General features: G+C 58.3%; 22 protein-coding genes. 12 read left to right on the top strand and 10 right to left on the bottom strand.

Going from position 1 to position 22623, the window contains the following annotated elements; all coding sequences use genetic code 11:
* Positions 1-16: 16 nt before the first annotated feature.
* The 5 genes from fdhF (ES815_RS04815) (at position 17) to cspA (ending at position 8427) form a co-directional block, all read left to right on the top strand.
* Positions 17-2167 (top strand): formate dehydrogenase subunit alpha, encoded by a 2151-nt coding sequence (gene fdhF, locus ES815_RS04815; RefSeq protein ID WP_142486854.1) that lies wholly within the window; start codon positions 17-19, stop codon positions 2165-2167.
* A gap of 3 nt (positions 2168-2170) precedes the next feature.
* The gene (gene hypF / locus ES815_RS04810) at positions 2171-4396 is read left to right on the top strand and encodes a carbamoyltransferase HypF (protein WP_142486853.1); all 2226 of its coding nucleotides are present in this window, start codon (positions 2171-2173) and stop codon (positions 4394-4396) included.
* 14 nt (positions 4397-4410) lie between these two features.
* Positions 4411-5430 carry a HoxN/HupN/NixA family nickel/cobalt transporter gene (locus tag ES815_RS04805; protein WP_142486852.1) on the top strand — a complete coding sequence of 340 codons (1020 nt, stop codon included), beginning with the start codon at positions 4411-4413 and terminating at the stop codon, positions 5428-5430.
* Between the two features lie 161 nt (positions 5431-5591).
* The gene (fdhF, locus tag ES815_RS04800) at positions 5592-7739 is read left to right on the top strand and encodes a formate dehydrogenase subunit alpha (protein ID WP_142486851.1); all 2148 of its coding nucleotides are present in this window, start codon (positions 5592-5594) and stop codon (positions 7737-7739) included.
* Positions 7740-8214: 475 nt separating this feature from the next.
* Positions 8215-8427, top strand: a complete 213-nt coding sequence (cspA, locus tag ES815_RS04795) for an RNA chaperone/antiterminator CspA (protein ID WP_106994905.1) — start codon at positions 8215-8217, stop codon at positions 8425-8427.
* Between the two features lie 247 nt (positions 8428-8674).
* On the opposite strand, the gene ES815_RS04790 is transcribed toward cspA, so the two are convergent.
* Positions 8675-9532 (bottom strand): alpha/beta fold hydrolase, encoded by an 858-nt coding sequence (locus ES815_RS04790; RefSeq protein ID WP_142486850.1) that lies wholly within the window; start codon positions 9530-9532, stop codon positions 8675-8677.
* A gap of 318 nt (positions 9533-9850) precedes the next feature.
* Between ES815_RS04790 and ES815_RS04785 the strand changes: the two genes are divergently transcribed.
* The gene (locus ES815_RS04785; RefSeq protein WP_142486849.1) at positions 9851-10720 is read left to right on the top strand and encodes an aldo/keto reductase; all 870 of its coding nucleotides are present in this window, start codon (positions 9851-9853) and stop codon (positions 10718-10720) included.
* A 41-nt stretch (positions 10721-10761) separates the two neighbouring features.
* Here ES815_RS04785 and nrdF read toward each other — a convergent pair whose 3' ends face one another.
* The 5 genes from nrdF to ES815_RS04760 all read right to left on the bottom strand — a co-directional run bounded on the left by nrdF (position 10762) and on the right by ES815_RS04760 (position 15069).
* Complete coding sequence (gene nrdF / locus ES815_RS04780; protein ID WP_142486848.1) at positions 10762-11721, bottom strand: class 1b ribonucleoside-diphosphate reductase subunit beta; 960 nt, start codon at positions 11719-11721, stop codon at positions 10762-10764.
* Between the two features lie 9 nt (positions 11722-11730).
* Complete coding sequence (gene nrdE / locus ES815_RS04775) at positions 11731-13875, bottom strand: class 1b ribonucleoside-diphosphate reductase subunit alpha (protein WP_142486847.1); 2145 nt, start codon at positions 13873-13875, stop codon at positions 11731-11733.
* Positions 13848-14258 carry a class Ib ribonucleoside-diphosphate reductase assembly flavoprotein NrdI gene (nrdI, locus tag ES815_RS04770; protein ID WP_142486846.1) on the bottom strand — a complete coding sequence of 137 codons (411 nt, stop codon included), beginning with the start codon at positions 14256-14258 and terminating at the stop codon, positions 13848-13850. The genes nrdE and nrdI overlap by 28 nt, the downstream gene beginning before the upstream one ends.
* Positions 14255-14515 carry a glutaredoxin-like protein NrdH gene (gene nrdH, locus ES815_RS04765; RefSeq protein ID WP_142486845.1) on the bottom strand — a complete coding sequence of 87 codons (261 nt, stop codon included), beginning with the start codon at positions 14513-14515 and terminating at the stop codon, positions 14255-14257. The genes nrdI and nrdH overlap by 4 nt, the downstream gene beginning before the upstream one ends.
* Positions 14516-14742: 227 nt before the next feature.
* Positions 14743-15069, bottom strand: coding sequence for a DUF883 family protein (locus tag ES815_RS04760; protein WP_032613488.1), 327 nt, complete (start codon positions 15067-15069; stop codon positions 14743-14745).
* 161 nt (positions 15070-15230) lie between these two features.
* Between ES815_RS04760 and ES815_RS04755 the strand changes: the two genes are divergently transcribed.
* A complete protein-coding gene (locus tag ES815_RS04755) occupies positions 15231-15575 on the top strand; it encodes a DUF2002 family protein (protein WP_142486844.1) in 345 nt (114 codons plus the stop codon).
* 32 nt (positions 15576-15607) lie between these two features.
* Here ES815_RS04755 and alaE read toward each other — a convergent pair whose 3' ends face one another.
* The gene (gene alaE, locus ES815_RS04750; protein ID WP_142486843.1) at positions 15608-16057 is read right to left on the bottom strand and encodes an L-alanine exporter AlaE; all 450 of its coding nucleotides are present in this window, start codon (positions 16055-16057) and stop codon (positions 15608-15610) included.
* Positions 16058-16124: 67 nt separating this feature from the next.
* Positions 16125-16316, bottom strand: coding sequence for a hypothetical protein (locus ES815_RS04745; protein WP_142486842.1), 192 nt, complete (start codon positions 16314-16316; stop codon positions 16125-16127).
* Positions 16317-16687: 371 nt separating this feature from the next.
* On the opposite strand from ES815_RS04745, the gene stpA reads away from it, so the two are divergent.
* Positions 16688-17092 carry a DNA-binding protein StpA gene (gene stpA / locus ES815_RS04740; protein WP_142486841.1) on the top strand — a complete coding sequence of 135 codons (405 nt, stop codon included), beginning with the start codon at positions 16688-16690 and terminating at the stop codon, positions 17090-17092.
* Positions 17093-17135: 43 nt separating this feature from the next.
* Here stpA and ES815_RS04735 read toward each other — a convergent pair whose 3' ends face one another.
* Complete coding sequence (locus tag ES815_RS04735) at positions 17136-17315, bottom strand: hypothetical protein (protein WP_142486840.1); 180 nt, start codon at positions 17313-17315, stop codon at positions 17136-17138.
* A 222-nt stretch (positions 17316-17537) separates the two neighbouring features.
* Here ES815_RS04735 and ES815_RS04730 point away from each other — a divergent pair, with 222 nt between their 5' ends.
* On the top strand, positions 17538-17696 hold the full coding sequence (locus ES815_RS04730) for a YqaE/Pmp3 family membrane protein (RefSeq protein ID WP_032613478.1): 159 nt from the start codon (positions 17538-17540) through the stop codon (positions 17694-17696).
* Here the strand turns inward: ES815_RS04730 and ES815_RS04725 are convergent.
* Positions 17693-18622: a LysR substrate-binding domain-containing protein gene (locus ES815_RS04725; protein WP_142486839.1), complete on the bottom strand. Its 930-nt coding sequence runs from the start codon at positions 18620-18622 to the stop codon at positions 17693-17695. The two genes, ES815_RS04730 and ES815_RS04725, sit on opposite strands and share 4 nt — an antisense overlap.
* A 319-nt stretch (positions 18623-18941) precedes the next feature.
* Between ES815_RS04725 and ES815_RS04720 the strand changes: the two genes are divergently transcribed.
* The 3 genes from ES815_RS04720 (at position 18942) to ES815_RS04710 (ending at position 22613) form a co-directional block, all read left to right on the top strand.
* Positions 18942-19547: an ankyrin repeat domain-containing protein gene (locus ES815_RS04720; RefSeq protein ID WP_142486838.1), complete on the top strand. Its 606-nt coding sequence runs from the start codon at positions 18942-18944 to the stop codon at positions 19545-19547.
* 109 nt (positions 19548-19656) lie between these two features.
* Positions 19657-21198 carry an acyl-CoA synthetase FdrA gene (fdrA, locus tag ES815_RS04715; protein ID WP_142486837.1) on the top strand — a complete coding sequence of 514 codons (1542 nt, stop codon included), beginning with the start codon at positions 19657-19659 and terminating at the stop codon, positions 21196-21198.
* Complete coding sequence (locus ES815_RS04710) at positions 21198-22613, top strand: DUF1116 domain-containing protein (RefSeq protein ID WP_185902384.1); 1416 nt, start codon at positions 21198-21200, stop codon at positions 22611-22613. The genes fdrA and ES815_RS04710 overlap by 1 nt, the downstream gene beginning before the upstream one ends.
* Positions 22614-22623 lie beyond the last annotated feature (10 nt).

Genomic DNA, 22623 nt, shown 5'->3' with positions numbered 1-22623 from the left:
AGCAGGTCTGTTACTGATGAAAAAAATCACCAGCGTCTGCCCGTACTGCGGTGCGGGCTGTAAATTAAAACTCGTTGTCGACAACAATAAAATCGTTCGTGCGGAGGGCGCGCAGGGCGTCACCAACCAGAATCAGCTGTGCCTGAAAGGCTATTACGGCTGGGATTTTCTCAACGACACCCGGCTGCTGACGCCGCGCCTCACCCAGCCAATGATCCGCTACCAGAAAGGCGGCAAATTTGTGCCCGTCTCCTGGGATGAAGCCATCCGCTACACCGCCCGACGCCTGAGTGAGATCAAGGCCAGCCATGGACCGCGCTCCATCATGACCACAGGGTCATCGCGCGGCACCGGGAATGAAACCAACTACGTGATGCAGAAGTTTGCCCGCGGGGTGCTCAACACCAACAACGTCGACTGCTGCGCCCGCGTCTGCCACGGGCCGAGCGTGGCCGGGCTGCAGGAGACGCTGGGCAACGGGGCGATGAGCAACTCCATCAGCGATATCGAAAACTCAAAATGCCTGCTGATCTTCGGCTACAACTGCGCCGACTCGCACCCGATCGTCGCCCGCCGGGTGATCAAAGCCAAACAGAACGGCGCCCGGGTGATCGTCTGCGATCCGCGAAAAATTGAAACCGCGCGCATCGCCGACCGGCATTTGCAGATCCACAACGGCTGCAACATGGCGCTGGTGAACGCCTTTATTTACACCCTGCTGGACGAGAGCCTCTACAACAGCGATTACGTCGCCCGCTACACCGAAGGACTGGACGCGCTGCGCGAAACGGTCCGCGACTACGCCCCGGAAAACGTCGAGGAGATTACCGGGGTCAGCGCCCGGCAGATCCGCGATGCGATGCGCATCTATGCCGCCGCGCCGTCCGCCACCGTGATGTGGGGGATGGGCGTGACCCAGTTCGGGCAGGCGGTGGACGTGGTGAAAGGGCTCTCCACCCTGGCGCTGCTTACCGGCAACCTCGGGCGCGAACACTGCGGCGTCGGCCCGGTGCGCGGGCAGAATAACGTCCAGGGCGCGTGCGACATGGGGGTGATCCCCAACCAGTTCCCCGGCTATCAGGACGTGACGGACCCGCAGGTGCGGGAGAAATTCGCCCGGGCGTGGGGCGTCGATCCTGCGCGGATGGATGACCAGGTCGGCGTGCGGATCACCGAAGTGCCGCACCTCGCGCTGGAGGGCAAGGTCAAAGCCTATTACATCATGGGTGAAGATCCGCTCCAGACCGAAGCCGATCTGGGCCTGGTGCGCAAAGGCTTTGACGCCCTCGACTTCGTGGTGGTGCAGGACATCTTTATGACCAAAACCGCCGAAGCCGCAGATGTGTTGCTGCCCGCCACCTCATGGGGCGAGCACGGCGGGGTCTTCACCTGCGCCGACCGCGGCTTCCAGCGTTTTGAAAAAGCCGTGGAGCCAAAGGGCAACGTCAAGCGCGACTGGGAGATCATCAGCCTGATCGCCACCGCGATGGGCTACCCGATGGCGTACCGCGATAACCAGCAGATCTGGGACGAAATGCGCGAGCTGTGTCCGTTGTTCTACGGCGTGACGTACGAAAAAATGGGCGAGATGGGGCACATCCAGTGGCCGTGTCCGACCCTCGAACATCCGGGCACGCCGTGGCTCTACGCGGACAACCGCTTCGACACCCCGAGCGGCAAAGGGCAGCTGTTTGCCGCGCCATGGCGCAAACCGGCGGAGATGCCGGACGCCGACTATCCGCTGGTGCTCTGCACCGTGCGCGAGGTGGGGCACTACTCCTGCCGTTCGATGACCGGCAACTGCGCGGCGCTGCAAACCCTGGCGGATGAACCGGGCTTTGTGCAGATCAACCCGCAGGATGCGCAGCAGCTCGGCATCCGCGATCGCCAGCTGGTGTGGGTCAGCTCCCGCCGCGGGAAGGTGATCAGCCGCGCCGACGTGAGCGAACGCATCAATCAAGGGGCGGTATACATGACCTATCAGTGGTGGATTGGGGCCTGCAACGAGCTGACCCAGGACAACCTCGACCCGGTCTCGAAAACGCCAGAAACCAAATACTGCGCGGTGAAGATCGACACTATTGCCGATCAAGCCTGGGCAGAAAACTATGCCCAGACCACCTACAGCGCGATGAAACAACGCCTGCGTGAGGCGGTAGAGAGTTAATTAATGTGTACAAACGGCACGCTGCTGCGCATTCGCGGCAAAGTCCAGGGGGTGGGGTTTCGCCCCTGGGTCTGGCAACTGGCCCGGCAGCTGGGGCTGAAAGGCGACGTCTGCAACGACGGAGCAGGGGTGATGGTTCGCCTGGCCGGTGAGGCGCAGGATTTTATCACCCGGCTGGCCGCCGGAGGCCCGCCGCTGGCGCGCATTGACGACATCAGCGAGCAGCCGTGGCACTGGGCCTCGTTGCCGGAGGCCTTCACCATTCTGCCCAGCGGGCAGGGGAAGATGACCACCCAGGTGGTGCCGGATGCCGCCACCTGCCCGCAATGTCTGGCCGAGATGAACGACCCGGGCGAGCGTCGCTACCGTTATCCCTTTATCAACTGTACCCACTGCGGGCCGCGCTTCACCATTATCCGGGCGATGCCCTATGACCGCCCGGCCACCACCATGGCGGAGTTTGCCCTCTGTCCGGCCTGCGCGGCGGAGTACCGCAACCCGGCTGACCGGCGCTTTCACGCCCAGCCGGTGGCCTGCCCCGACTGCGGGCCGCAGCTGAGCTGGGTGTGCAGCGAGTGGCGTGAAGATAAAGATAGCGCCCTGCGGGCTGCGGTGGAGGCGCTGAAGCAGGGCGGGATCGTGGCGATAAAGGGGCTGGGCGGCTTCCATCTGGCCTGCGATGCCGGCAATGCGCTGGCGGTTAACCGGCTGCGCGCGCGCAAGCGGCGTCCGGCGAAACCGCTGGCGGTGATGATCCCGCCGCAATTAGCCACTGCACTTCCTGCAGAAGCGCAGGCCCTGCTGCGTTCAACCGCGGCACCGATTGTGCTGGTGGATAAGCGGCTCCTGGCCTGCTGCGAAGCCATCGCCCCCGGGCTGAACGAGGTGGGAGTATTGCTGGCGGCCAATCCGCTCCAGCATCTGCTGATGCAGGATCTGGATCGTCCCCTGGTGATGACCTCCGGCAACCTGAACGGCTGCCCTCCGGCGCTGACCAACGACCGGGCCATGCAGGATCTGGATGGGATTGCCGACGGCTGGCTGCTGCATAACCGCGACATCGTTCAGCGCATGGACGACTCGGTGCTGCGCGCCAGCGGCGAAATGCTGCGCCGCTCCCGGGGCTTTGTCCCGGACGCGCTGCCGTTGCCGCCCGGTTTTGCCAATGTACCTTCGCTTTTATGCCTTGGCGCGGATCTGAAAAACACCTTCTGCCTGGTGCGCGGCGGGGAGGCGATCCTGAGCCAGCACCTGGGCGATCTGGGGGATGACGAGGCGCTGGCCCAGTGGCAGCAGGCCCTGACCGTGCTTCAGGATCTCTGGCAGTTCAGCCCGGAAGGGGTGGTGACCGACGCCCATCCCGGCTATCGCTCCACCCGGCTCGGGGAGCAGATGCCGTATCCCCACCATCGCGTGCTGCATCACCACGCCCACGCCGCGGCCTGCCTGGCGGAACATGGCTGGCCGCGCGACGGCGGGGACGTCATCGCCCTGGTCCTTGACGGGCTGGGCCAGGGGGAAAACGGTGCCCTGTGGGGGGGGGAGTGCCTGCGGGTCAACTACCGCTGCTGTGACCGGCTCGGCGGGCTGCCTGCGGTGGCGCTGCCGGGCGGCGACCTGGCGGCACGCCAGCCGTGGCGCAACCTGCTGGCCCAGTTCCAGGCCTTTGTGCCCGGGTGGCAAACCCGCCCCGAGGCGCGGGTGCTGCTGGATAAACCCTGGCCGCCGCTGGCCCAGGCCATCGCCCGCGGGGTGAATTCTCCGCTGGCCTCATCTGCCGGACGGCTGTTTGATGCGGTGGCCGCCGCAACGGGCTGCGCGCCGGCGCAGCTTAGCTACGAAGGGGAGGCCGCCTGTCGGCTGGAGGCCCTGGCGCTGCGCGGCGGGCCGGTCAGCCATCCGGTCACCTTGCCGGTACGCGACGGCGAGCTGGATATGGCCACCTTCTGGCACCAGTGGCTTGGCTGGCAGGCCTCTGACGCCGAGCGCGCGTGGGCGTTCCACGATGCGCTGGCCGGCGGGCTGGCGACGCTGGCGGCGCAGCATGCCCGCCGCTGCGACCTTGGCACCATCGTCTGTAGCGGCGGGGTCATGCACAACCGGCTCCTGCGGGAACGCCTGCAATTCTGGCTGGACGATTTTACCGTGCTGTTTCCCGGGCGCTTGCCCGCCGGAGACGGCGCGATTGCATTTGGACAGGCGGTGATTGCTGCCGCGTCTCTTTCTTAAATCGGGATATCACGATGTTTATCAAATACTTCAACAACCACCCCAAGGCCATGGCGCTGATGCTGGCCCTGATCGCCACCAATATTCTCGCCTGGGGAACCGCGTTCTACCTCTTTCACAACACCCCGTCGCTGATGGCGGCCAGCCTGCTGGCCTGGTGCTACGGCCTGCGTCACGCGGTGGATGCGGACCACATCGCCGCCATTGATAACGTCACCCGCAAGATGATGCAGCAGGGCAAACGCCCGTGCGGCGTGGGGGCCTGGTTCTCGCTGGGGCACTCCTCCATTGTGGTGCTGGCCTCGATTGCCATCGCCGCGACCGCTACCGCTTTCAGCCGTAACATGGAATGGTTCCACGAGACCGGCGGCACCATCGGCACGGCGGTGTCGGCCTTTTTCCTGCTGGCGATGGCGCTGGTGAACCTGGTTATTCTGCGCGACGTCTGGGGCAGCTTTAACAAAATGAAGCGCGGCGAGAAGGTGCCGGAAGAGGTCTCCTTTGCCCGCGGCGGGGTGATGAACTGGCTGTTCCGCTCGGCGTTCCGCCTGGTGACCCGCAGCTGGCATATGTATCTGGTGGGCTTTCTGTTTGGCCTCGGCTTTGATACCGCCACCGAGATCGGGGTGCTGGGGATCTCCGCAGCCGGGGCCTCCAGCGGCATGTCGGTATGGGCGATCATGGTCTTCCCGCTGCTGTTTACCAGCGGTATGGCGCTGATCGACACGCTCGACAACCTGATTATGGTGGGTGCCTACGGCTGGGCCTTCAACAAGCCGCAGCGCAAGCTCTACTACAACATGACCATTACCGGCACCTCGGTGGTGGTGGCGCTGTTTATCGGCGGTCTGGAAGCGCTGGGCCTGCTGGCGGATAAGTTTGGTCTGACGGGCGGGCTGTGGAACGACGTGGCGGCGCTGAATGACAATCTGGGCAACGCCGGGTTTATCGTGGTCGGGCTGTTTATCCTCTGCTGGATCGCCTCTCTGATTAACTACCGCTTCAAAGGCTACGACGCGCTGATCGTACGCTAACGTCATCGCTGTCCGTTCGTCATGACATTTATGACGAACGGCTGCTCCCCCGCAAAACTCTTCCTCTATTTTTCCACCATTTCAGCTACTTAACATCAAATTTCATGCTGGCACACTTCATGCATACCGCTGAGGACATATTACTAACGGAGTAACTACCGATGAAGAAAGTCGTCACGGTTTGCCCCTATTGCGCATCGGGTTGCAAAATCAACCTGGTGGTCGATAACGGCAAAGTCGTCAAGGCTGAAGCGGCACAGGGTAAGACCAATCAGGGCGATCTCTGCCTGAAAGGCTACTACGGCTGGGATTTTATCAACGATACGCAGATCCTCACCCCGCGCCTGAAGTCACCGATGATCCGTCGCGAGCGCGGCGGCAAGCTGGAGGCCGTCTCCTGGGACGAAGCGCTGGATTACGTTGCCACTAAACTCTGTGCGATCAAAGCCGCACACGGCCCGGACGCGATCATGACCACCGGGTCATCGCGCGGCACCGGGAATGAAACCAACTACATCATGCAAAAATTTGCCCGCGCGGCAGTCGGCACCAACAATGTCGACTGCTGCGCGCGCGTCTGACACGGCCCATCGGTTGCAGGTCTGCACCAGTCGGTCGGTAACGGCGCAATGAGTAACTCCATTGTTGGCATCGAGAATGCCGATATGGTCTTTATTTTTGGCTATAACCCGGCGGATTCGCACCCTATCGTGGCGAACCGGGTGATCAAAGCCAAACGCAACGGGGCGAAGATTATCGTCTGCGATCCGCGCAAAATTGAAACCGCGCGTATTGCCGATATGCACATCGCCCTGAAAAACGGCTCCAACATCGCGCTGCTCAACGCGATGGGGCACGTGATTATCGAAGAGCAGCTGTACGACCGCGCCTTTGTGGCGGCCCGTACCGAAGGCTTCGAGGAGTATCGCAAAATCGTTGAAGGCTATACGCCTGAGTCCGTTGAAGACATCACCGGGGTCAGCGCCCAGGAGATCCGCCAGGCGGCACGGATGTATGCCGCAGCGGAAAACGCGGCCATTCTGTGGGGCATGGGCGTGACCCAGTTCTACCAGGGCGTGGAAACCGTGCGTTCCCTGACCAGCCTGGCGCTGCTGACCGGCAACCTCGGCAAGCCTTATGCAGGGGTTAACCCGGTGCGCGGGCAGAACAACGTGCAGGGCGCGTGCGACATGGGTGCGCTGCCGGATACCTATCCGGGCTATCAGTACATCAACAACCCGGAAAACCGGGCTAAGTTCGCCAAAGCCTGGGGCGTGGAATCGCTGCCTGCCCATACCGGGTACCGCATCAGCGAGCTGCCGCACCGGGTCGCGCACGGCGAAGTGCGTGCCGCCTATATCATGGGGGAAGATCCGCTCCAGACCGACGCCGAGCTGTCCGCGGTGCGTAAGGCCTTTGAGGAGCTGGAGCTGGTCATTGTGCAGGACATCTTTATGACCAAGACCGCCGCCGCCGCCGATGTGATCCTGCCGTCCACCTCCTGGGGTGAGCACGAGGGGGTTTACACCGCCGCCGACCGGGGTTTCCAGCGCTTCTTCAAAGCGGTAGAGCCGAAGTGGGACCTGAAAACCGACTGGCAGATCATCAGCGAGATCGCCACCCGGATGGGCTATCCGATGCACTATGACAACACCCGGCAGATCTGGGATGAACTGCGTCATCTGTGCCCTGATTTCTTCGGAGCCACCTACGAGAAGATGGGCGAGCTGGGCTATATCCAGTGGCCGTGTCGCGACGAGTCAGAGGCCGATCAGGGGACGGACTACCTGTTCGAAAAAGAGTTCTCCACCCCGAACGGGCTGGGACAGCTCTATACCTGCGACTGGGTTGCGCCGATCGACAAGCTCACCGACGAGTACCCGCTGGTGCTGTCGACGGTGCGTGAGGTTGGCCACTACTCTTGCCGTTCGATGACCGGTAACTGTGCGGCACTGGCTGCCCTGGCGGATGAACCGGGCTATGCGCAGATCAATACCGCCGACGCGAAGCGCCTCGGTATTGAGGACGAAGCCCTGGTGTGGGTCACGTCGCGCAAAGGCAAAGTCATTACCCGCGCCCAGGTGAGCGATCGTCCGAACATGGGTGCCGTGTACATGACCTATCAGTGGTGGATCGGAGCCTGTAACGAGCTGGTGACGGAGAACCTGAGCCCGATTACCAAAACGCCGGAGTATAAGTATTGCGCCGTGCGCGTGGAGCCGATTGCCGACCAGCAGGGTGCCGAACAGTACGTGATTGATGAATATCACAAGCTGAAAAAGCACTTAAGGGAACTGGCTAAAGTGTAAAAAGCAGCCCCGAAGGGCCGCCCGGCGGCGCTTTGCTTGCACGGGCCTACAGAAACGGTAGGCCGGGTAAGCGCAGCGCCACCCGGCAAAAATGCGGGCACTTTGTCATCATAATCAGCAGCCCCCAAGGGCTGCTTTTTTTGCGCTCATACTTTATTTGGGAATATATTCCTCCGATCGGAAAATGTGGAAATTTAAAAGGACAGGGGATATATCAGCCATTCAGCCATCCGGGTGTTTAAACGGGTAAAATAAATAATATAAACATTGCTTAGCTAATTTTTCTATGTCTTAATAGCGCCATCGGTTTGGAAAACAGACCTTACGAAAGCAGTTTTAGTAAAGCAGTCCTCAGTTCAAGTGTTATCCACAGATACCCTTCTTCATGAGTCTCCTCCTAAGTGCCAGGTAAGTAACTCTCGCAATACAGGCCATCATCGCCGCGTTTAAGTGGCTCATCATTAAGGAATTATCTATGTCTAATAAAATGACTGGTTTAGTAAAATGGTTTAACGCAGATAAAGGTTTTGGCTTTATCACCCCTGATGACGGCAGCAAAGATGTCTTCGTACACTTCTCTGCTATCCAGAGCGACAGCTTCAAAACCCTTGAAGAAGGCCAGAAAGTCTCCTTCACCATTGAAAATGGCGCTAAAGGTCCTGCTGCCGGAAACGTCACAGTCCTGTAATCTGCGTTAATTATCAGTAGTTATTACGATAGCGATGAAGGTAATAGCCTGAGCAGTTAAGAATTACTGATAATAAAATAAACCCGCCCTGAGCGGGTTTTTTATTAACTTAATTTCGCATGACAGCGGTTCGCTTATTTTGCCGCCTGGCTTAATAACGGCATTGCTACGTTTAATCCGGACGGTATTTTCCCTTTCTGCTGCAGGCCGTAAATCTGTTTCTGGCTCGTAATCGACAGGGTCGTTATCATTCCGGGCACTGACTCTCCAGCCACTCACCGACGACAGGCCATAATTTCTCCGCACATCGCGTACGAAAAAAGCCCATGTGGCCGACGCCTGAGAGACCGAATTCCGCGTGCCGTATCTCCTGGCGTTCAATTTTTGCGTGCTGTACCGGCTCCAGCAGGCGTGTAATGGCTTCGGGGTTAGCCCAGGGATCGTCATCAAAACCCATCACCAGTAAGGGTAACCTTATCTCGCTTGCCCGTCGGCGCGCATCCCAGTCTGGATCGTCGTAAAAGTAACCCGGCATTGCGCTCCAGCGTCCCCACTGTAGCATCACAGGCGCGGGTAAATCTTCTCCCAGCCCGAGGCGCCTGGCAGGCATATACCCAAAGATACGGCATAGCGCTGGCGCGAGAATACGCAGTAAGCACCATACGCGTACCTTTTCTGCCGTATGTTTGATGGTACTTGTCACCCCGGCGTGTGATGCCACAATGACCGCCGCCTTCAGGGAGTGGGTGGCCGTCGAAAGCAGAACGGCGTGCCCACCAATGCTGTGACCCACTGCCAGCAGGCTAAGCCCGGGGAAACGCGCCTTAGCCCAGGCCGTTATGCAGCCTACATCCTGCTCGATCCAGTCTGACATGGAGACGCTGTAGTGACGGAGCATTCCCGACTTCGAGCGACCCGTCCCACGGTAGTCGTAAGTCAGAACGCTGAATCCCATGTTGTTAAGATACTCTGCGAAGCCCTTGTAAAACGCCTGCACAACCGCCGTAGCAGGATGAAGGATAACCAGTGCTCTGGCATCGTTTTTTTCCCATAACGTGGCAGCCAGAAATCCGCCTTCAGTGACCGGTATTATTATCGAATTCATCAGGTGAGCCTTTTTTTGTGTGGTCATACCAGTTGGAGCTGTATTGACTGTAGCTTTTACTCACTCATCTGGCGATTTTTTTTGTTCTGTATCCTGATGCCCGCTTTGCGCTCACAGCGGCCTGAACGCTCCAGGCGGCCCACCCTCATTGTTGCCGGCCCGGCATTGCCCGTTTTTAAAGAGGCGCTTGCGAGCAGAAACGCTATCTGAGAAGGGCATTAATGAATTATCTGCATAACTCCTGTCAGGCTCTGCCTCTTAATCGCCACCGTCTTTGTCCTTTAGAATGGCTGTTTGACAGCGCAGAGGAGTTCAATCGTGGAATATGCAGAATTAAGCAACGGCCTGAAAATGCCGATGGCCGGTTTCGGTGTTTTTCAGGTTACCGACAAAGAAGAGTGTAAACAGTCCGTGCTGAGCGCGATTCGGGCAGGCTATCGTCTGATCGATACGGCTGCGGTCTATGGCAATGAAGATGCCGTGGGCGACGCCGTTCGGGAAGCCATTGCCGGGGGCCTGTGCACCCGGGAAGAGCTGTTCATTACCTCAAAACTGTGGGTGCAGGACATGGCCAGCGACGAGACGGCCAAAGCGGGTATCGACGCGTCGTTAGAAAAATCGGGGCTGGAGTACTTTGATCTCTACTTGCTGCATCAGGCCATGCGGGACTATTTCAGCGCGTGGCGGGCGATGGAAGAGGCCTATGAAGCCGGTAAACTGAGAGCGATTGGGGTGTCCAATTTTTATCCTCACGTCTTAGCCAACTTCTGTGAAACCGTCCGAATCAGGCCGATGGTCAATCAGGTTGAACTGCATCCTTACTTTGCCCAACCTGCCGCCCTGGAAACCATGCGCTATTACAACGTGCAGCCTGAAGCCTGGGCGCCCTTGGGCGGCGGGCGACACAAGCCGTATGAAAATGCGATGCTGCAGGGCATTGCCGATGCCCATAAAAAGAGCGTTGCTCAGGTGGTCCTGCGCTGGAACGTCCAGCGCGGTGTGACCGTCATTCCAAAATCGACCCATCAGGAACGTATCGAAGAGAACGTTGCTATCTGGGATTTCTCCCTGACGGAGAGCGAAATGGCGCAGATCGACGCCCTCGATTTGGGGTACGTCGGGGATGCCGTGAAGCACTTTAACCCTGAGTTTGTTCGCGCTTGCCTGGGCGTCAACATTCACGACTGAGCCGTTGCGCCACTCTTTCACCCCTTTTCGGGGTGAAATCATTAGAAATTCCAGTCCTCGTCTTCGGTCTCCACCGCTTTACCCATCACATACGACGACCCCGAGCCCGAGAAGAAGTCGTGGTTTTCGTCGGCATTCGGAGAAAGTGCGGCGAGGATGGCCGGGTTGACCTCGGCCATCTCCGGCGGGAACAGCGCCTCGTAGCCGAGGTTCATCAGCGCCTTGTTGGCGTTGTAGCAGAGGAAGGCCTTCACATCCTCCTCCCAGCCGGTTCCGGCGTACAGCTCTTCGGTATAGGCCAGCTCGTTGTCATACAGATCCATCAGCAGATCCAGCGCAAAGCCTTTTAAATCCTCGCGCTCCGCCGCGCTCACTTTCTCCAGCCCCTTCTGGTACTTATAGCCAATGTAGTACCCGTGTACCGCCTCATCGCGGATGATGAGCCGGATCAGATCCGCGGTATTGGTCAGCTTGCCCCGGCTGGACCAGTACATCGGCAGCCAGAAGCCGGAGTAGAAGAGGAACGATTCCAGAAACACGCTGGCGATCTTCTTCTTCAGCGGCTCGTCGGCGCGATAGTGTTCCAGCACCCGCTGAGCTTTGCGCTGCAACGAGACGCTCTCTTCGCTCCAGCGGTAGGCGGCATCCACGTCCCGGGTCTGACAGAGGGTGGAGAAGATCGAGCTGTAGGATCGGGCATGCACCGCCTCCATAAAGCTGATGTTCGACATCACCGCCTCTTCGTGCGGCGTCAGCGCATCGGCGATCAGGGCCGGAGCGCCCACCGTGTTCTGCACCGTGTCGAGCAGGGTCAGGCCGGTAAAGACGCGAATGGTCAGCTGCTGCTCTGCGTGGCTCAGGGTGGCCCAGGCCTGGACGTCATTCGACAGGGGCACCTTTTCCGGCAGCCAGAAGTTGCTGGTCAGGCGGTTCCACACCTCCAGATCCTTATCATCTTCAATCTTGTTCCAGTTAACGGCGTGAACCCGTGACAGTTTCATCCTCTCTCCTTAAAGCGCGCAGGACACGCAGCCTTCTGTTTCGGTGCCTTCCAGCGCAAGCTGGCGCAGGCGAATGTAGTACAGGGTTTTGATCCCTTTCTTCCACGCGTAAATCTGCGCTCTGTTGATGTCGCGGGTGGTGGCGGTGTCCGGGAAGAACAGCGTCAGCGACAGCCCCTGGTCGACGTGCTTCGTCGCCTCGGCATAGGTATCGATAATCTTTTCCGGCCCAATCTCGTAGGCGTCCTGATACAGGGCCAGGTTCTCGTTGGTCATAAAGGGGGCAGGGTAGTAAACGCGCCCGGTTTTGCCCTCTTTGCGGATCTCGATTTTCGAGACGATAGGGTGAATGCTCGAGGTCGCATGGTTGATGTACGAGATCGACCCGGTAGGCGGCACCGCCTGCAAATTCTGGTTGTAGATGCCGAACTGCATCACGTCGTCCCGCAGCTGCTGCCACATCTCCCGCGTCGGCAGGGTAATGCCGGCCCGGGCAAAGAGTGCGCGCACCTTCTCCGTTTTCGGCTGCCAGTCGTTTTCCAGATACTGATTAAAGTACTCCCCGCTGGCGTAGCGCGACTGTTCGAAGCCCGCGAAACGCCGCCCCTTTTCGCGGGCCAGCATCATCGAGGTGTTCAGGGCGTGCCAGGTGATGGTGTAGAAATAGAGGTTGGTGAAATCCAGCCCCTCCGGGCTGCCGTAGGCGATCCCCTCCCGCGCCAGATAGCCGTGCAGGTTCATCTGCCCGAGGCCGATGGCGTGCGAGGCGGCGTTCCCGGCCTCCACCGACGGCACGCTGCGGATGTGGCTCATGTCCGACACCGCCGACAGGCCGCGCACCGCAGTTTCGACGGTACGGCCAAAGTTGGGGGAGTCCATGGTGTGGGCAATGTTCAGCGAGCCCAGATTGCAGGAGATATCGTGCCCGATCCGGGTGTAATCCAGATCCTCGTCATAGGTTGAGGCGCTGTTGACCTGCAAAATCTCCGAGCACAGGTTGCTCATGTTGATGCGCCCGGCAATGGGGTTGGCGCGGTTAACGGTATCTTCATACATGATGTACGGATAGCCGGACTCAAACTGGATCTCCGCCAGCCGCTGGAAGAAGTCGCGGGCGTTGAGGGTAGTCTTACGAATGCGCGGATCGGCCACCATCTCGTCGTACAGCTCGCTGACCGCCACATCGCCAAACGGCTTGCCGTAAATCCGTTCCACGTCATAGGGTGAGAACAGCGCCATATCGGCGTTCTCCTTCGCCAGCCGGAAGGTGATATCCGGGATCACCACCCCCAGCGACAGGGTTTTGATACGAATTTTTTCGTCGGCGTTTTCCCTTTTGGTGTCGAGGAACCGCAGAATGTCCGGGTGATGGGCATGCAGATAGACCGCCCCGGCCCCCTGGCGCGCGCCCAGCTGGTTGGCGTAGGAGAAAGCATCTTCCAGCATTTTCATCACCGGGATCACCCCCGAGGACTGGTTCTCAATGCGCTTGATCGGCGCCCCCGCTTCCCGCAGGTTCGAGAGTAAAAACGCCACGCCGCCGCCGCGTTTGGAGAGCTGTAACGCTGAGTTCACCGCCCGGCCAATAGACTCCATATTGTCTTCGATACGCAGCAGGAAGCAGGAGACCAGCTCCCCGCGCTGGGCCTTGCCGCAGTTGAGGAAGGTGGGCGTCGCGGGCTGGAAGCGTCCGGCGAGCATTTCGTCGGTAAGCTGGCGGGCGAGGGTTTCATCCCCCTGGGACAGGGTCAGGGCCACCATCACCACCCGATCCTCGAAGTGTTCGAGGTACTGCTTACCGTCGAAGGTTTTCAGCGTATAGCTGGTATAAAACTTCCATGCGCCGAGGAAGGTCTGAAAACGAAAACCGCTGGCGTGAGCGTGGGCAAACAGCCCCAGCACGAAGGCACGATCGAAGCGAGCCAGCACCCTCGGATCGTAGTAATTCTCGCTGACCAGATAATCGAGACGCGCCTGCGGGCTGGTAAAGGTCATGCTGTTGGGGTAGACGTGGGCGTTAAAAAAGGCGTCCACCGCCTCATGATCTTTGCTGAACTGGATCTTCCCGTCCCGATCGTACAGGTTCAGCATGGCGTTCAGCGCATGGAAATCGGTTGATCTCTGCATCACGCGCTCTGCGGTTGTCGTTGCCAAAATTCGTTCACTCCTTTACGCACGTTGTCGACGTCCTGCTGGGTCCCCATCAGCTCGAAGCGATAGAGGTACGGCATGCCGCATTTTTGTGAGATGACGTCCCCGGCGCGGCAGAAGGCCTCACCGAAATTACGGTTGCCGGCGGCAATCACCCCGCGGATAAGCGCCCGGTTATGCGGATCGTTGAGAAAGCGGATCGCCTGCCGCGGCACCGCCCCGGCCGTTCCACCCCCGCCGTAGCTGGGCACCACCAGAATAAAGGGCTCGTCTACCTGGATCCGCTCCCGCTCGTTAAGCGGGATCCGCACGGCGGGCAGCCCGACGCGCGCGATAAAGCGGTGCGTGTTCTCCGAACTGCTGGAGAAGTAGACGAGCAGGCTCATGCCCGGGCGGCCTGTGCAGGCTGGGGGAGACGGTTAATCAGATCCGGGCGGAAGCCGGACCAACTGGTTTCCCCGGCGATCACCACCGGCAGCTGGCGGAACCCCTGGGCTTTGAGCGTCTCTGCCGCGTCAGGAACCAGGTCAACATTCACCATTTCAAAGGCCACGCCGCGGCTCTCCATGGCGCGTTTGGTAGCATGGCACTGCACACAGTCGTTTCGAGTGTAAATAATAATGCGCATGATTCGTATTTCCATCTAGAATAGGATTCCGACGCCAGTTAGTGCGTCACCAGGAGTCTGTCTTGCTAAAGAGAATACTAGATGTAGTTATCGTAAGTTTCAACCATACAAGATATGGGAAAATGTCAGGGGTTCACTGTCGGTGATGCGTTCAGCGGGAGAGGGAGGCGCTCGGGCTTAAAAAAGAAAAACCCCCACACCGCAGGGCATGGGGGCAAAGGAGGATAGAGCCGGATCGGAGATTATTTGCGCAGAGCAAGCAGCGCGCCGATAAAGATCCCCACCGCGGCGACGGTCCCTACCGCACACATCGGACGTTCACGGATAAAGGTGTTAGCGCAGCCAATGGCATCGCAGGCGGCCTGCTTGCCGGTCGAGCGCCCCTGCAGACGCGCGCGTGTTTCACGCAGCAGCGATTTGGCTTTACGTCTGGCGTCGTCCGCTTCGCCCTTCGCATCCGATCCCCAGGATTTCAAAACGCTTTCCAGCGAATCCGCTAATTTCCTGACATCGTTATGGATATCCTGAACATCGTCGTCAACATCGTTTCGGTTCGAACGGTTAAACATATGCTTCTCCCTTGTATTTGCGGTAATTAATAGTTTAGACCACCTTTTTAATATCTGAAGCCGGTCACGGCTTATCAGGCCGTTTATGGATTTTTCTGAAAGCGCTGCTATTGCTGAATACGGTAAGGTTGCCCGGCAGGAAATGATAACGAGGAAAGAATATGTATTTACGACCCGATGAGGTTGCGCGCGAACTTGAAAAAGCGGGATTTACCGTGGATGTGGTAACCCAAAAAGCATACGGGTACCGTCGTGGCGATAATTATGTTTATGTGAACCGGGAAGCCCGTATGGGGCGCACGGCGCTGATCATTCACCCGACGCTGAAAGAGAAAAGCCTTTCCTTTGCGGACCCTGCTTCAGAGATGAAAACCAGCGACCATTATGAGCAGTTCCCGCTCTATTTAGGGGGCAATAACCAGGAACATTATGGTATTCCGCATGGCTTCAGTTCCCGCATGGCGCTGGAACGCTTTCTGAAGGGCCTGTTTGGCGACGCGCAATAATGACGCGACTGGCTTGCGCCAGTCGCCGTGCTTTACGCTTTGACCTGTTGATACTGGCTGACTTTGAACAGACGTCGGCAGTAATCGAGGAAATAGCCGTAGACCGCACCCATCATCATCGACACCACGATATTTGAACTCACCGCCGCGGCAATCTGGTGCCAGTCGGCTCCCACCGTTAACAGGATCGCGACATACACCGGCGACTGAAAGGTGACGTAGGCCACCACGTCCGCCAGATTTTTCATCCAGCCGGTGGGCGAGTAGCGACGGGCAACGCGCATCACCGCATCGCGATAGAAACCGTATGGCCATGCAATAAGGATATTCACCGGGACGGCCACCAGACGGGAGGAAAGCGACTGCTCGAAGGTCATTCCGGAGAGGAATATTTCAATCAGCATGTTCACCACCGAACAGTAGACCACCATGGCAAAGGTATCCGCTACCGCGTGACGCAGGCGAGACTGCCGAGAGAACATGTCCTGACTCCTTAAAGGTTGTATAACAGAGGAGCTAAAGCAGGGTAGCTTAGTGCTTTAGTTTGCATTATTTTTCGTGTATAGAGTATCTCTCTGCATTGAAACCTACAATTAGCGATAAATTTTTATTTAAAGGCGTTTTGTCCGTAAAATTCTCTAAGCCAATCGGTTTTGCCAGCGCGGCGGCATTTTCTCTTCGTTCTTTGTTTTTCTTTTTGATAAACAATGGGTTGTATTTTTTATTTTCAGCGGCTGGCATCTGCTGTGTCCCGGGGCGAAAAATCCCGTGCTTTGCTTGCTGCTCATGCTGTCAGTTTGAGATTGGTTGGAGTGAAACTCCGGAAAAGGAGTTTTTGTTTTATGCGCCAGAAGTGAATAAATAGTCGTTATGCCGACAAGAGAAAAGGCCCAGGCAATTACCCTGGAAAGGTTCAGGAATTAAATAATCATTAAACAGGTTATCAGGATAAATCATACAAAAAGAGAAGCATCGCACTGACTATTTTCTTTATTTCATTTAATTTGAGATAAATTATATTTTCGTGCGCTGTTGTCTGGATGTTCATAAACAAATGAATTACCATGGCCGCTATTGTTTATTTTATCGACTTGAAAAGGTTTTCATTTTATATGACTTCGCTGTTACAGAATCTTAATAATATTCGTACCCTGCGCGCAACGGCGCGTGAATTCTCGCTGGACGTGCTGGAAGATATGCTCGAAAAGCTGCGCATTGTCACGGAAGAGAAACGTAATGAACAGGCTGAAGTTGAACAGCAGCGTGCCGAACAGAGTCAGAAAATTAACGCCCTGCTGGAGATGATGAAAGCCGACGGTATTTCGGCAGAAGATCTGCTGAGTTCCGATCTGCTGAACGCCCCGGCACAGCCGAAAAAACGTCAGGCGCGCGCGGCAAAATATCGCTTTACCGATGTCGACGGTCAGGAAAAAACCTGGACCGGTCAGGGCCGTACGCCGAAGCCTATTGCCCTTGCACTGGCAGAAGGAAAATCACTGGATGATTTCCTGATTTAAACTGTGCATATCGGGCGGAGTAATACCGCCCGGTAGCGTCTGCTTAGCAGACCCCAAAATCACCGTCTTCTTTATACAGCGTTACGTCCGCTGCCTTCAGGGTGAATTTCTCCCCTTGCTCGTTACTCGCCTGCACCGCCACAATCTGATCTTCATGCACTTCGATGACTTTAAGTTTCGGCCCGCCCATGCGCGGTTGTACGAGATCGCCAACAGAAAACATAATTACCTCCTTCAGGATTGATGTGTCCCTGAGCTTAGCCCAGGCGAAGGCCCGGGTACAGCATCCCGCGCGGATTACCCCTTAATCGCCAGACTAAACCTGTGTAAAGAGGGTAAAAGAGGGTAAAACTTCACGCGAACGCTGGCGGCTGTGCGTAGACTCACTACGCTTAAGGTAAAAGCTCTTCTTTTACAATGACCTGACTGCTTGCATGGAGAATCTATGGGTTTCTGGCGTATCGTAATTACCATCATTTTACCGCCCCTTGGCGTGCTGCTGGGTAAGGGCTTCGGCTGGGCGTTTATTCTGAACATCATCCTGACCCTGTTGGGTTACATCCCCGGCCTTATCCACGCGTTCTGGGTACAGAGCCGCAGCTAATCCCGCCACAGTAAATCGCTGTAGATCCCGGTCAGCACCCCCTGAGGCGCAAACTGCTGTTTGATCCAGCGGGTGACCTGACCGGTAGCCGCATGCTGCGTGGCGAGCAGCATGCGCGAATCCTGGCGCGGGTTATTAATACGTCGCGTCACCAGCAGTCCTGCATCCACCGCCTCTCTAGCCATATGCTCCGGTAAAAAACCAATCCCTTCTCCGAGGATCTGACACTGGCACTTGGTATTGAAATCCGGAACCAGGATCGCCTCCTGGCCGTGCAGCAGCCAGCCCACTTTTTTATTGATGGTGTGCGCCGTGTCTTCAACCATGATGTTGGGATACAGCCGCAGCTGGCTCTCGGCCAGCGGCTCCGGGGCCAGCGCCAGCGGATGGTCCGGGGCGATGGCGAACACCCAGCGGATGGCGCCAATCTCGGTGTAATCAATCCCGCCGCCGTCGAGCAGGGTATCCGGAGCACCAATGGCGATATTCGCCTGGTTATTGATGATCGAATCCCAGACCCCGTTGTACACCTCGGTCGTGACCGTGATCTGACAGGTGGGGAACTGCTTTTTCAGCACCTGTAACAGGCGAGCGGTGTGGCGCGGGGTGTAGAGCAGCTGGTTGATGCAGATCCGCACCCGGGTCTCAATGCCCTGCGAAATGGTGTCGATCCCACGCTTGATGGCGTGGAAGTCGTTCAGCAGGTCTATGGATTTGCGGTAGAAGTAGAACCCCGACTCGGTCAGCTCGATGCTGCGGGTGTTACGCACAAACAGCACCACGTCGAGGCCGGTCTCCATCCGCTTGATGGTGTAGCTGATGGCTGAGGTGGTCACCCCCAGTTCGGCGGCGGCTTTGCTGAAGCTGCCAAAACGCGCCGCGGTGGTGAAGGCCAGCAGGTTCTCTTCGGTAAAGATGGAATTCATATTATGGCTCCCGGCACCCATCAGTTTTGAACATATTTTAACAAAGTGGTTACAACGCATTTGACGCCGGTCACAGTTCTGCAAATTTGCTGCGAGCCGCACGGCACAAGGGCTGCGTAAACATAAGCAGAATGCAGCTTAGGGGCTTAAAAAGCGGCAAAACATAAGGAAAAGGTTGCACAGACGCACATTTTGACTCCACTGTTAAATTTAACTCAACAATGAACTCGCTGTCGATGAATCATTTTTAAGCGGATTCTTTTCTGACCAGGCCGTTGCTATGCTCAGTCCATCAGAAAGGAAAACCAGGAGTGTGGATATGTCCAGCAATGAGCTTGTTACTGAATTTCTGCTAGCCGCCGAACAGGGAAATGCCGACGCATTAAAAGCCTGTCTGGAAAAAGGGGTGGATATTAACGCCACCAACCGGCAGAAAAGAACCGCCATTATTATTGCCAGCCTGAATAAACATTATCCCTGCGTGGAATTACTGATTGCCGCCGGGGCCAATATCGACCAGCAGGATCAGACCTGTTTCAACCCGTTCCTCATCAGCTGCCTGACCAACGATCTCACCCTGCTGCGCCTGGTGCTGCCGGCCAACCCGGATCTCGACAGGCTGACCCGCTTTGGCGGCGTGGGCATCACCCCGGCCAGCGAGAAGGGGCATCTGGAAGTGGTGCAGGAGCTGCTGACCCACACCGACATCAACGTTAACCACACCAACTTCGTAGGCTGGACGCCGCTGCTCGAAGCCATCGTTCTCAATGATGGCGGTGCCCGCCAGCAGGCGATTGTGAAGCTGCTGCTCGACCACGGCGCCAACCCGCACATGACCGACAAGTACGGCAAATCCCCCCTCGAACTGGCGCGGGAAAAAGGCTTCAACGAGATCGCCGACCTGCTGATCGCCGCCGGCGCGTAATACCCCCGGCCAGCCGTTTCGGGCTGGCCTGAAATTAAAACCGGACCGTTTTTCCATCATGCCTTCGGGCGTGATGTGGCCCCCTTTTGCCCTCATCCAGGAGGACGTAATGCCCACCAAAATCGTAATAAAAAAGAATACTTATTTTGATTCCGTATCGCTGATGTCGGTTTCCACCAAAGCCAATAAATTGCCCGGCGTGGAACAGGCCTTTGTCGCCATGGCCACTGAAATGAATAAAGGCGTATTAAAAAATCTCGGCCTGCTGACGCCGGAATTAGAAGACGCCAAAAACGGCGACCTGATGATCGTCATTAAAGGCGAGGCCGCCAACGACGACACCCTGGCCGCCATCGAAGCCCTGTTCACCCGCAAAGAGAGCGCCGGCAGTCATGAAGCGCGCTACGCCACCCTCGCCAGCGCCAAAACCCATCGCCCGGAGAGCAATCTGGCGGTGATCTCCGTCAACGGCACCTTTGCCGCCCGCGAGGCGCGCCAGGCGCTGGAGAACGGCCTCAACGTGATGCTGTTCTCCGATAACGTCTCGCTCGACGACGAGCTGGCGCTCAAGCAGCTGGCCCACGAGAAAGGGCTGCTGATGATGGGGCCGGACTGCGGCACCGCCATCATTAACGGGGCAGGGCTGTGCTTTGCCAACGCGGTGCGTCGCGGCTCGATCGGTATTGTCGGTGCCTCCGGTACCGGCAGCCAGGAGCTGAGCGCGCGCATCCACGAGTTCGGCGGCGGGATCTCCCAGCTGATCGGCACCGGCGGCCGCGATCTGAGCGAAAAAATCGGCGGGCTGATGATGCTCGACGCCATCGGCATGCTGGAAGCCGACGACGACACCCAGGTCATCGCGCTGATCTCCAAACCGCCCGCGCCTGCGGTGGCCGAGAAAGTGCTGGCCCGCGCCCGCGCCTGCCGTAAACCTGTGGTGGTCTGCTTCCTCGGTCGCAATGAACCGCCGGCCGATGAAGACGGATTACAGTTTGCCCGCGGCACCAAAGAGGCGGCGCTGAAAGCGGTCCTGCTCACCGGGATTAAAAAAGAGTCACTGGATCTGCACCCGCTCAACTGGCCGCTGATCGAAGAGGTGCGCGCCCGTCTGACCCCGCAGCAGAAGTACATTCGCGGCCTGTTCTGCGGCGGCACCCTGTGCGACGAAGCCATGTTCGCCGCGCTGGAAAAATACGACGATGTCTACAGCAACATTCAGCCGGATCCGACCAAACGTCTGGCAGATATCAACGTCAGCCAGGCCCACACCTTCCTCGACTTTGGTGACGACGACTTCACCAACGGCAAACCGCACCCGATGATCGACCCGACCAACCGCATCAGCCGCCTGCTGCAGGAGGCTCGCGATCCGGAAGTGGGGGTGATCGTCATGGACTTCGTTCTCGGGTTTGGATCGCACGAAGATCCGGTGGGGGTGATGATCGAGGCGATCAAGGAGGCGCAGGCGATCGCCAGAGCCGACAACCGTCCGCTGGAGATCCTCGGCTATGTGCTCGGCACCGACCAGGATACCCCGTCTCTCAGCCAGCAGTGCCAGCTGCTGACCGATGCGGGCGTCATCTGGGCCAGCAGCAGTACCAATACCGGATTACTGGCACGTGAATTTGTCTGCAAAGGGGAGAAAGCCTGATGACCACCTTATTTAACCAGCCGCTTAACGTCATTAACGTCGGCATCGCCCTGTTCAGCGACGACCTGAAGAAGCAGCACGTCCCGGTTACCCACCTCGACTGGACCCCGCCGGGGCAGGGCAATATGCAGGTGGTGGAAGCGCTGGATCAGCTGGCGGATAAACCGCTGGCGGAGAAAATTGCCGCTGCCAACAAAATCGCGCTGGAGCGCATTATCCAGTCTCACCCGGTGCTGGTGGGCTACGACCAGGCCATTAACGTGGTGCCGGGGATGACCCGCACCACCATTCTGCACGCCGGTCCGCCGGTGGCCTGGGAAAACATGTGCGGAGCGATGAAAGGGGCCGTTACCGGGGCGCTGGTGTTTGAAGGGCTGGCAACAGATCTCGAGGACGCGGCACGGCTGGCGGCCTCCGGAGAGATCACCTTCTCGCCGTGTCACGAGCACGACTGCGTGGGCTCGATGGCGGGCGTTACCTCCGCGTCGATGTTTATGCACATCGTCGAGAACAAAACCTGGGGCAACCGCGCCTTCACCAACCTCAGCGAGCAGATGGCGAAGATCCTGCGCATGGGTGCCAACGACCAGAGCGTAATCGACCGTCTGAACTGGATGCGCGACGTGCTCGGCCCGATGCTTCGCGATGCCATGAAAATCATCGGCGAAATCGACCTGCGCTTAATGCTGGCTCAGGCCCTGCACATGGGCGACGAGTGCCACAACCGCAACAATGCCGGTACCACGCTGCTGATTCAGGCCCTGACCCCGGGGCTGATCCAGGCGGGCTATCCGGTGGAGCAGCAGCGCCAGGTGTTTGAGTTTGTCGCCAGCAGCGACTACTTCTCCGGCCCGACGTGGATGGCGATGTGCAAAGCCGCGCTGGATGCCGCCCACGGCATCGAGTACAGCACCGTGGTCACCACCATGGCGCGCAACGGCTACGAGTTTGGCCTGCGCGTTTCCGGCCTGCCGGGGCAGTGGTTCACCGGCCCGGCGCAGCAGGTGATTGGCCCGATGTTCGCGGGCTACAAGCCGGAAGACTCCGGGCTGGATATCGGCGACAGCGCCATCACCGAAACCTACGGCATCGGCGGCTTTGCGATGGCGACGGCCCCGGCGATTGTCGCCCTGGTAGGCGGCACGGTGGAGGAAGCTATCGACTTCTCCCGCCAGATGCGCGAGATCACCCTCGGTGAAAACCCGAACGTTACCATTCCGCTGCTGTCGTTCATGGGCATCCCTACCGCCATCGACATTACCCGCGTGGCGGGCAGCGGCATCCTGCCGGTAATCAACACGGCGATTGCCCACAAAGACGCCGGGATCGGCATGATTGGGGCGGGCATCGTTCACCCGCCGTTTAGCTGTTTTGAAAAGGCGCTGTTGACCTTCCGCGATCGCTACTTCTTATAAGGTAAGCATC

This window comes from Leclercia adecarboxylata, assembly GCF_006874705.1.
Classification (GTDB): domain Bacteria; phylum Pseudomonadota; class Gammaproteobacteria; order Enterobacterales; family Enterobacteriaceae; genus Enterobacter; species Enterobacter adecarboxylatus_C.
This window is presented reverse-complemented; position numbering and strand designations above follow the sequence as displayed.

Excerpts from the sequence above, each read along its gene's own strand:
- fdhF (WP_142486854.1), top strand. The coding sequence starts at position 17 with ATGAAAAAAATCACCAGCGTCTGCCCGTACTGCGGTGCGGGCTGTAAA.
- hypF (WP_142486853.1), top strand. The coding sequence starts at position 2,171 with ATGTGTACAAACGGCACGCTGCTGCGCATTCGCGGCAAAGTCCAGGGG.
- ES815_RS04805 (WP_142486852.1), top strand. The coding sequence starts at position 4,411 with ATGTTTATCAAATACTTCAACAACCACCCCAAGGCCATGGCGCTGATG.
- cspA (WP_106994905.1), top strand. The coding sequence starts at position 8,215 with ATGTCTAATAAAATGACTGGTTTAGTAAAATGGTTTAACGCAGATAAA.
- ES815_RS04790 (WP_142486850.1), bottom strand. The coding sequence starts at position 9,532 with ATGAATTCGATAATAATACCGGTCACTGAAGGCGGATTTCTGGCTGCC.
- nrdF (WP_142486848.1), bottom strand. The coding sequence starts at position 11,721 with ATGAAACTGTCACGGGTTCACGCCGTTAACTGGAACAAGATTGAAGAT.
- nrdI (WP_142486846.1), bottom strand. The coding sequence starts at position 14,258 with ATGAGCCTGCTCGTCTACTTCTCCAGCAGTTCGGAGAACACGCACCGC.
- nrdH (WP_142486845.1), bottom strand. The coding sequence starts at position 14,515 with ATGGAAATACGAATCATGCGCATTATTATTTACACTCGAAACGACTGT.
- ES815_RS04760 (WP_032613488.1), bottom strand. The coding sequence starts at position 15,069 with ATGTTTAACCGTTCGAACCGAAACGATGTTGACGACGATGTTCAGGAT.
- ES815_RS04755 (WP_142486844.1), top strand. The coding sequence starts at position 15,231 with ATGTATTTACGACCCGATGAGGTTGCGCGCGAACTTGAAAAAGCGGGA.
- alaE (WP_142486843.1), bottom strand. The coding sequence starts at position 16,057 with ATGTTCTCTCGGCAGTCTCGCCTGCGTCACGCGGTAGCGGATACCTTT.
- ES815_RS04745 (WP_142486842.1), bottom strand. The coding sequence starts at position 16,316 with ATGCCAGCCGCTGAAAATAAAAAATACAACCCATTGTTTATCAAAAAG.
- stpA (WP_142486841.1), top strand. The coding sequence starts at position 16,688 with ATGACTTCGCTGTTACAGAATCTTAATAATATTCGTACCCTGCGCGCA.
- ES815_RS04735 (WP_142486840.1), bottom strand. The coding sequence starts at position 17,315 with ATGTTTTCTGTTGGCGATCTCGTACAACCGCGCATGGGCGGGCCGAAA.
- ES815_RS04730 (WP_032613478.1), top strand. The coding sequence starts at position 17,538 with ATGGGTTTCTGGCGTATCGTAATTACCATCATTTTACCGCCCCTTGGC.
- ES815_RS04725 (WP_142486839.1), bottom strand. The coding sequence starts at position 18,622 with ATGAATTCCATCTTTACCGAAGAGAACCTGCTGGCCTTCACCACCGCG.
- ES815_RS04720 (WP_142486838.1), top strand. The coding sequence starts at position 18,942 with ATGTCCAGCAATGAGCTTGTTACTGAATTTCTGCTAGCCGCCGAACAG.
- fdrA (WP_142486837.1), top strand. The coding sequence starts at position 19,657 with ATGCCCACCAAAATCGTAATAAAAAAGAATACTTATTTTGATTCCGTA.
- ES815_RS04710 (WP_185902384.1), top strand. The coding sequence starts at position 21,198 with ATGACCACCTTATTTAACCAGCCGCTTAACGTCATTAACGTCGGCATC.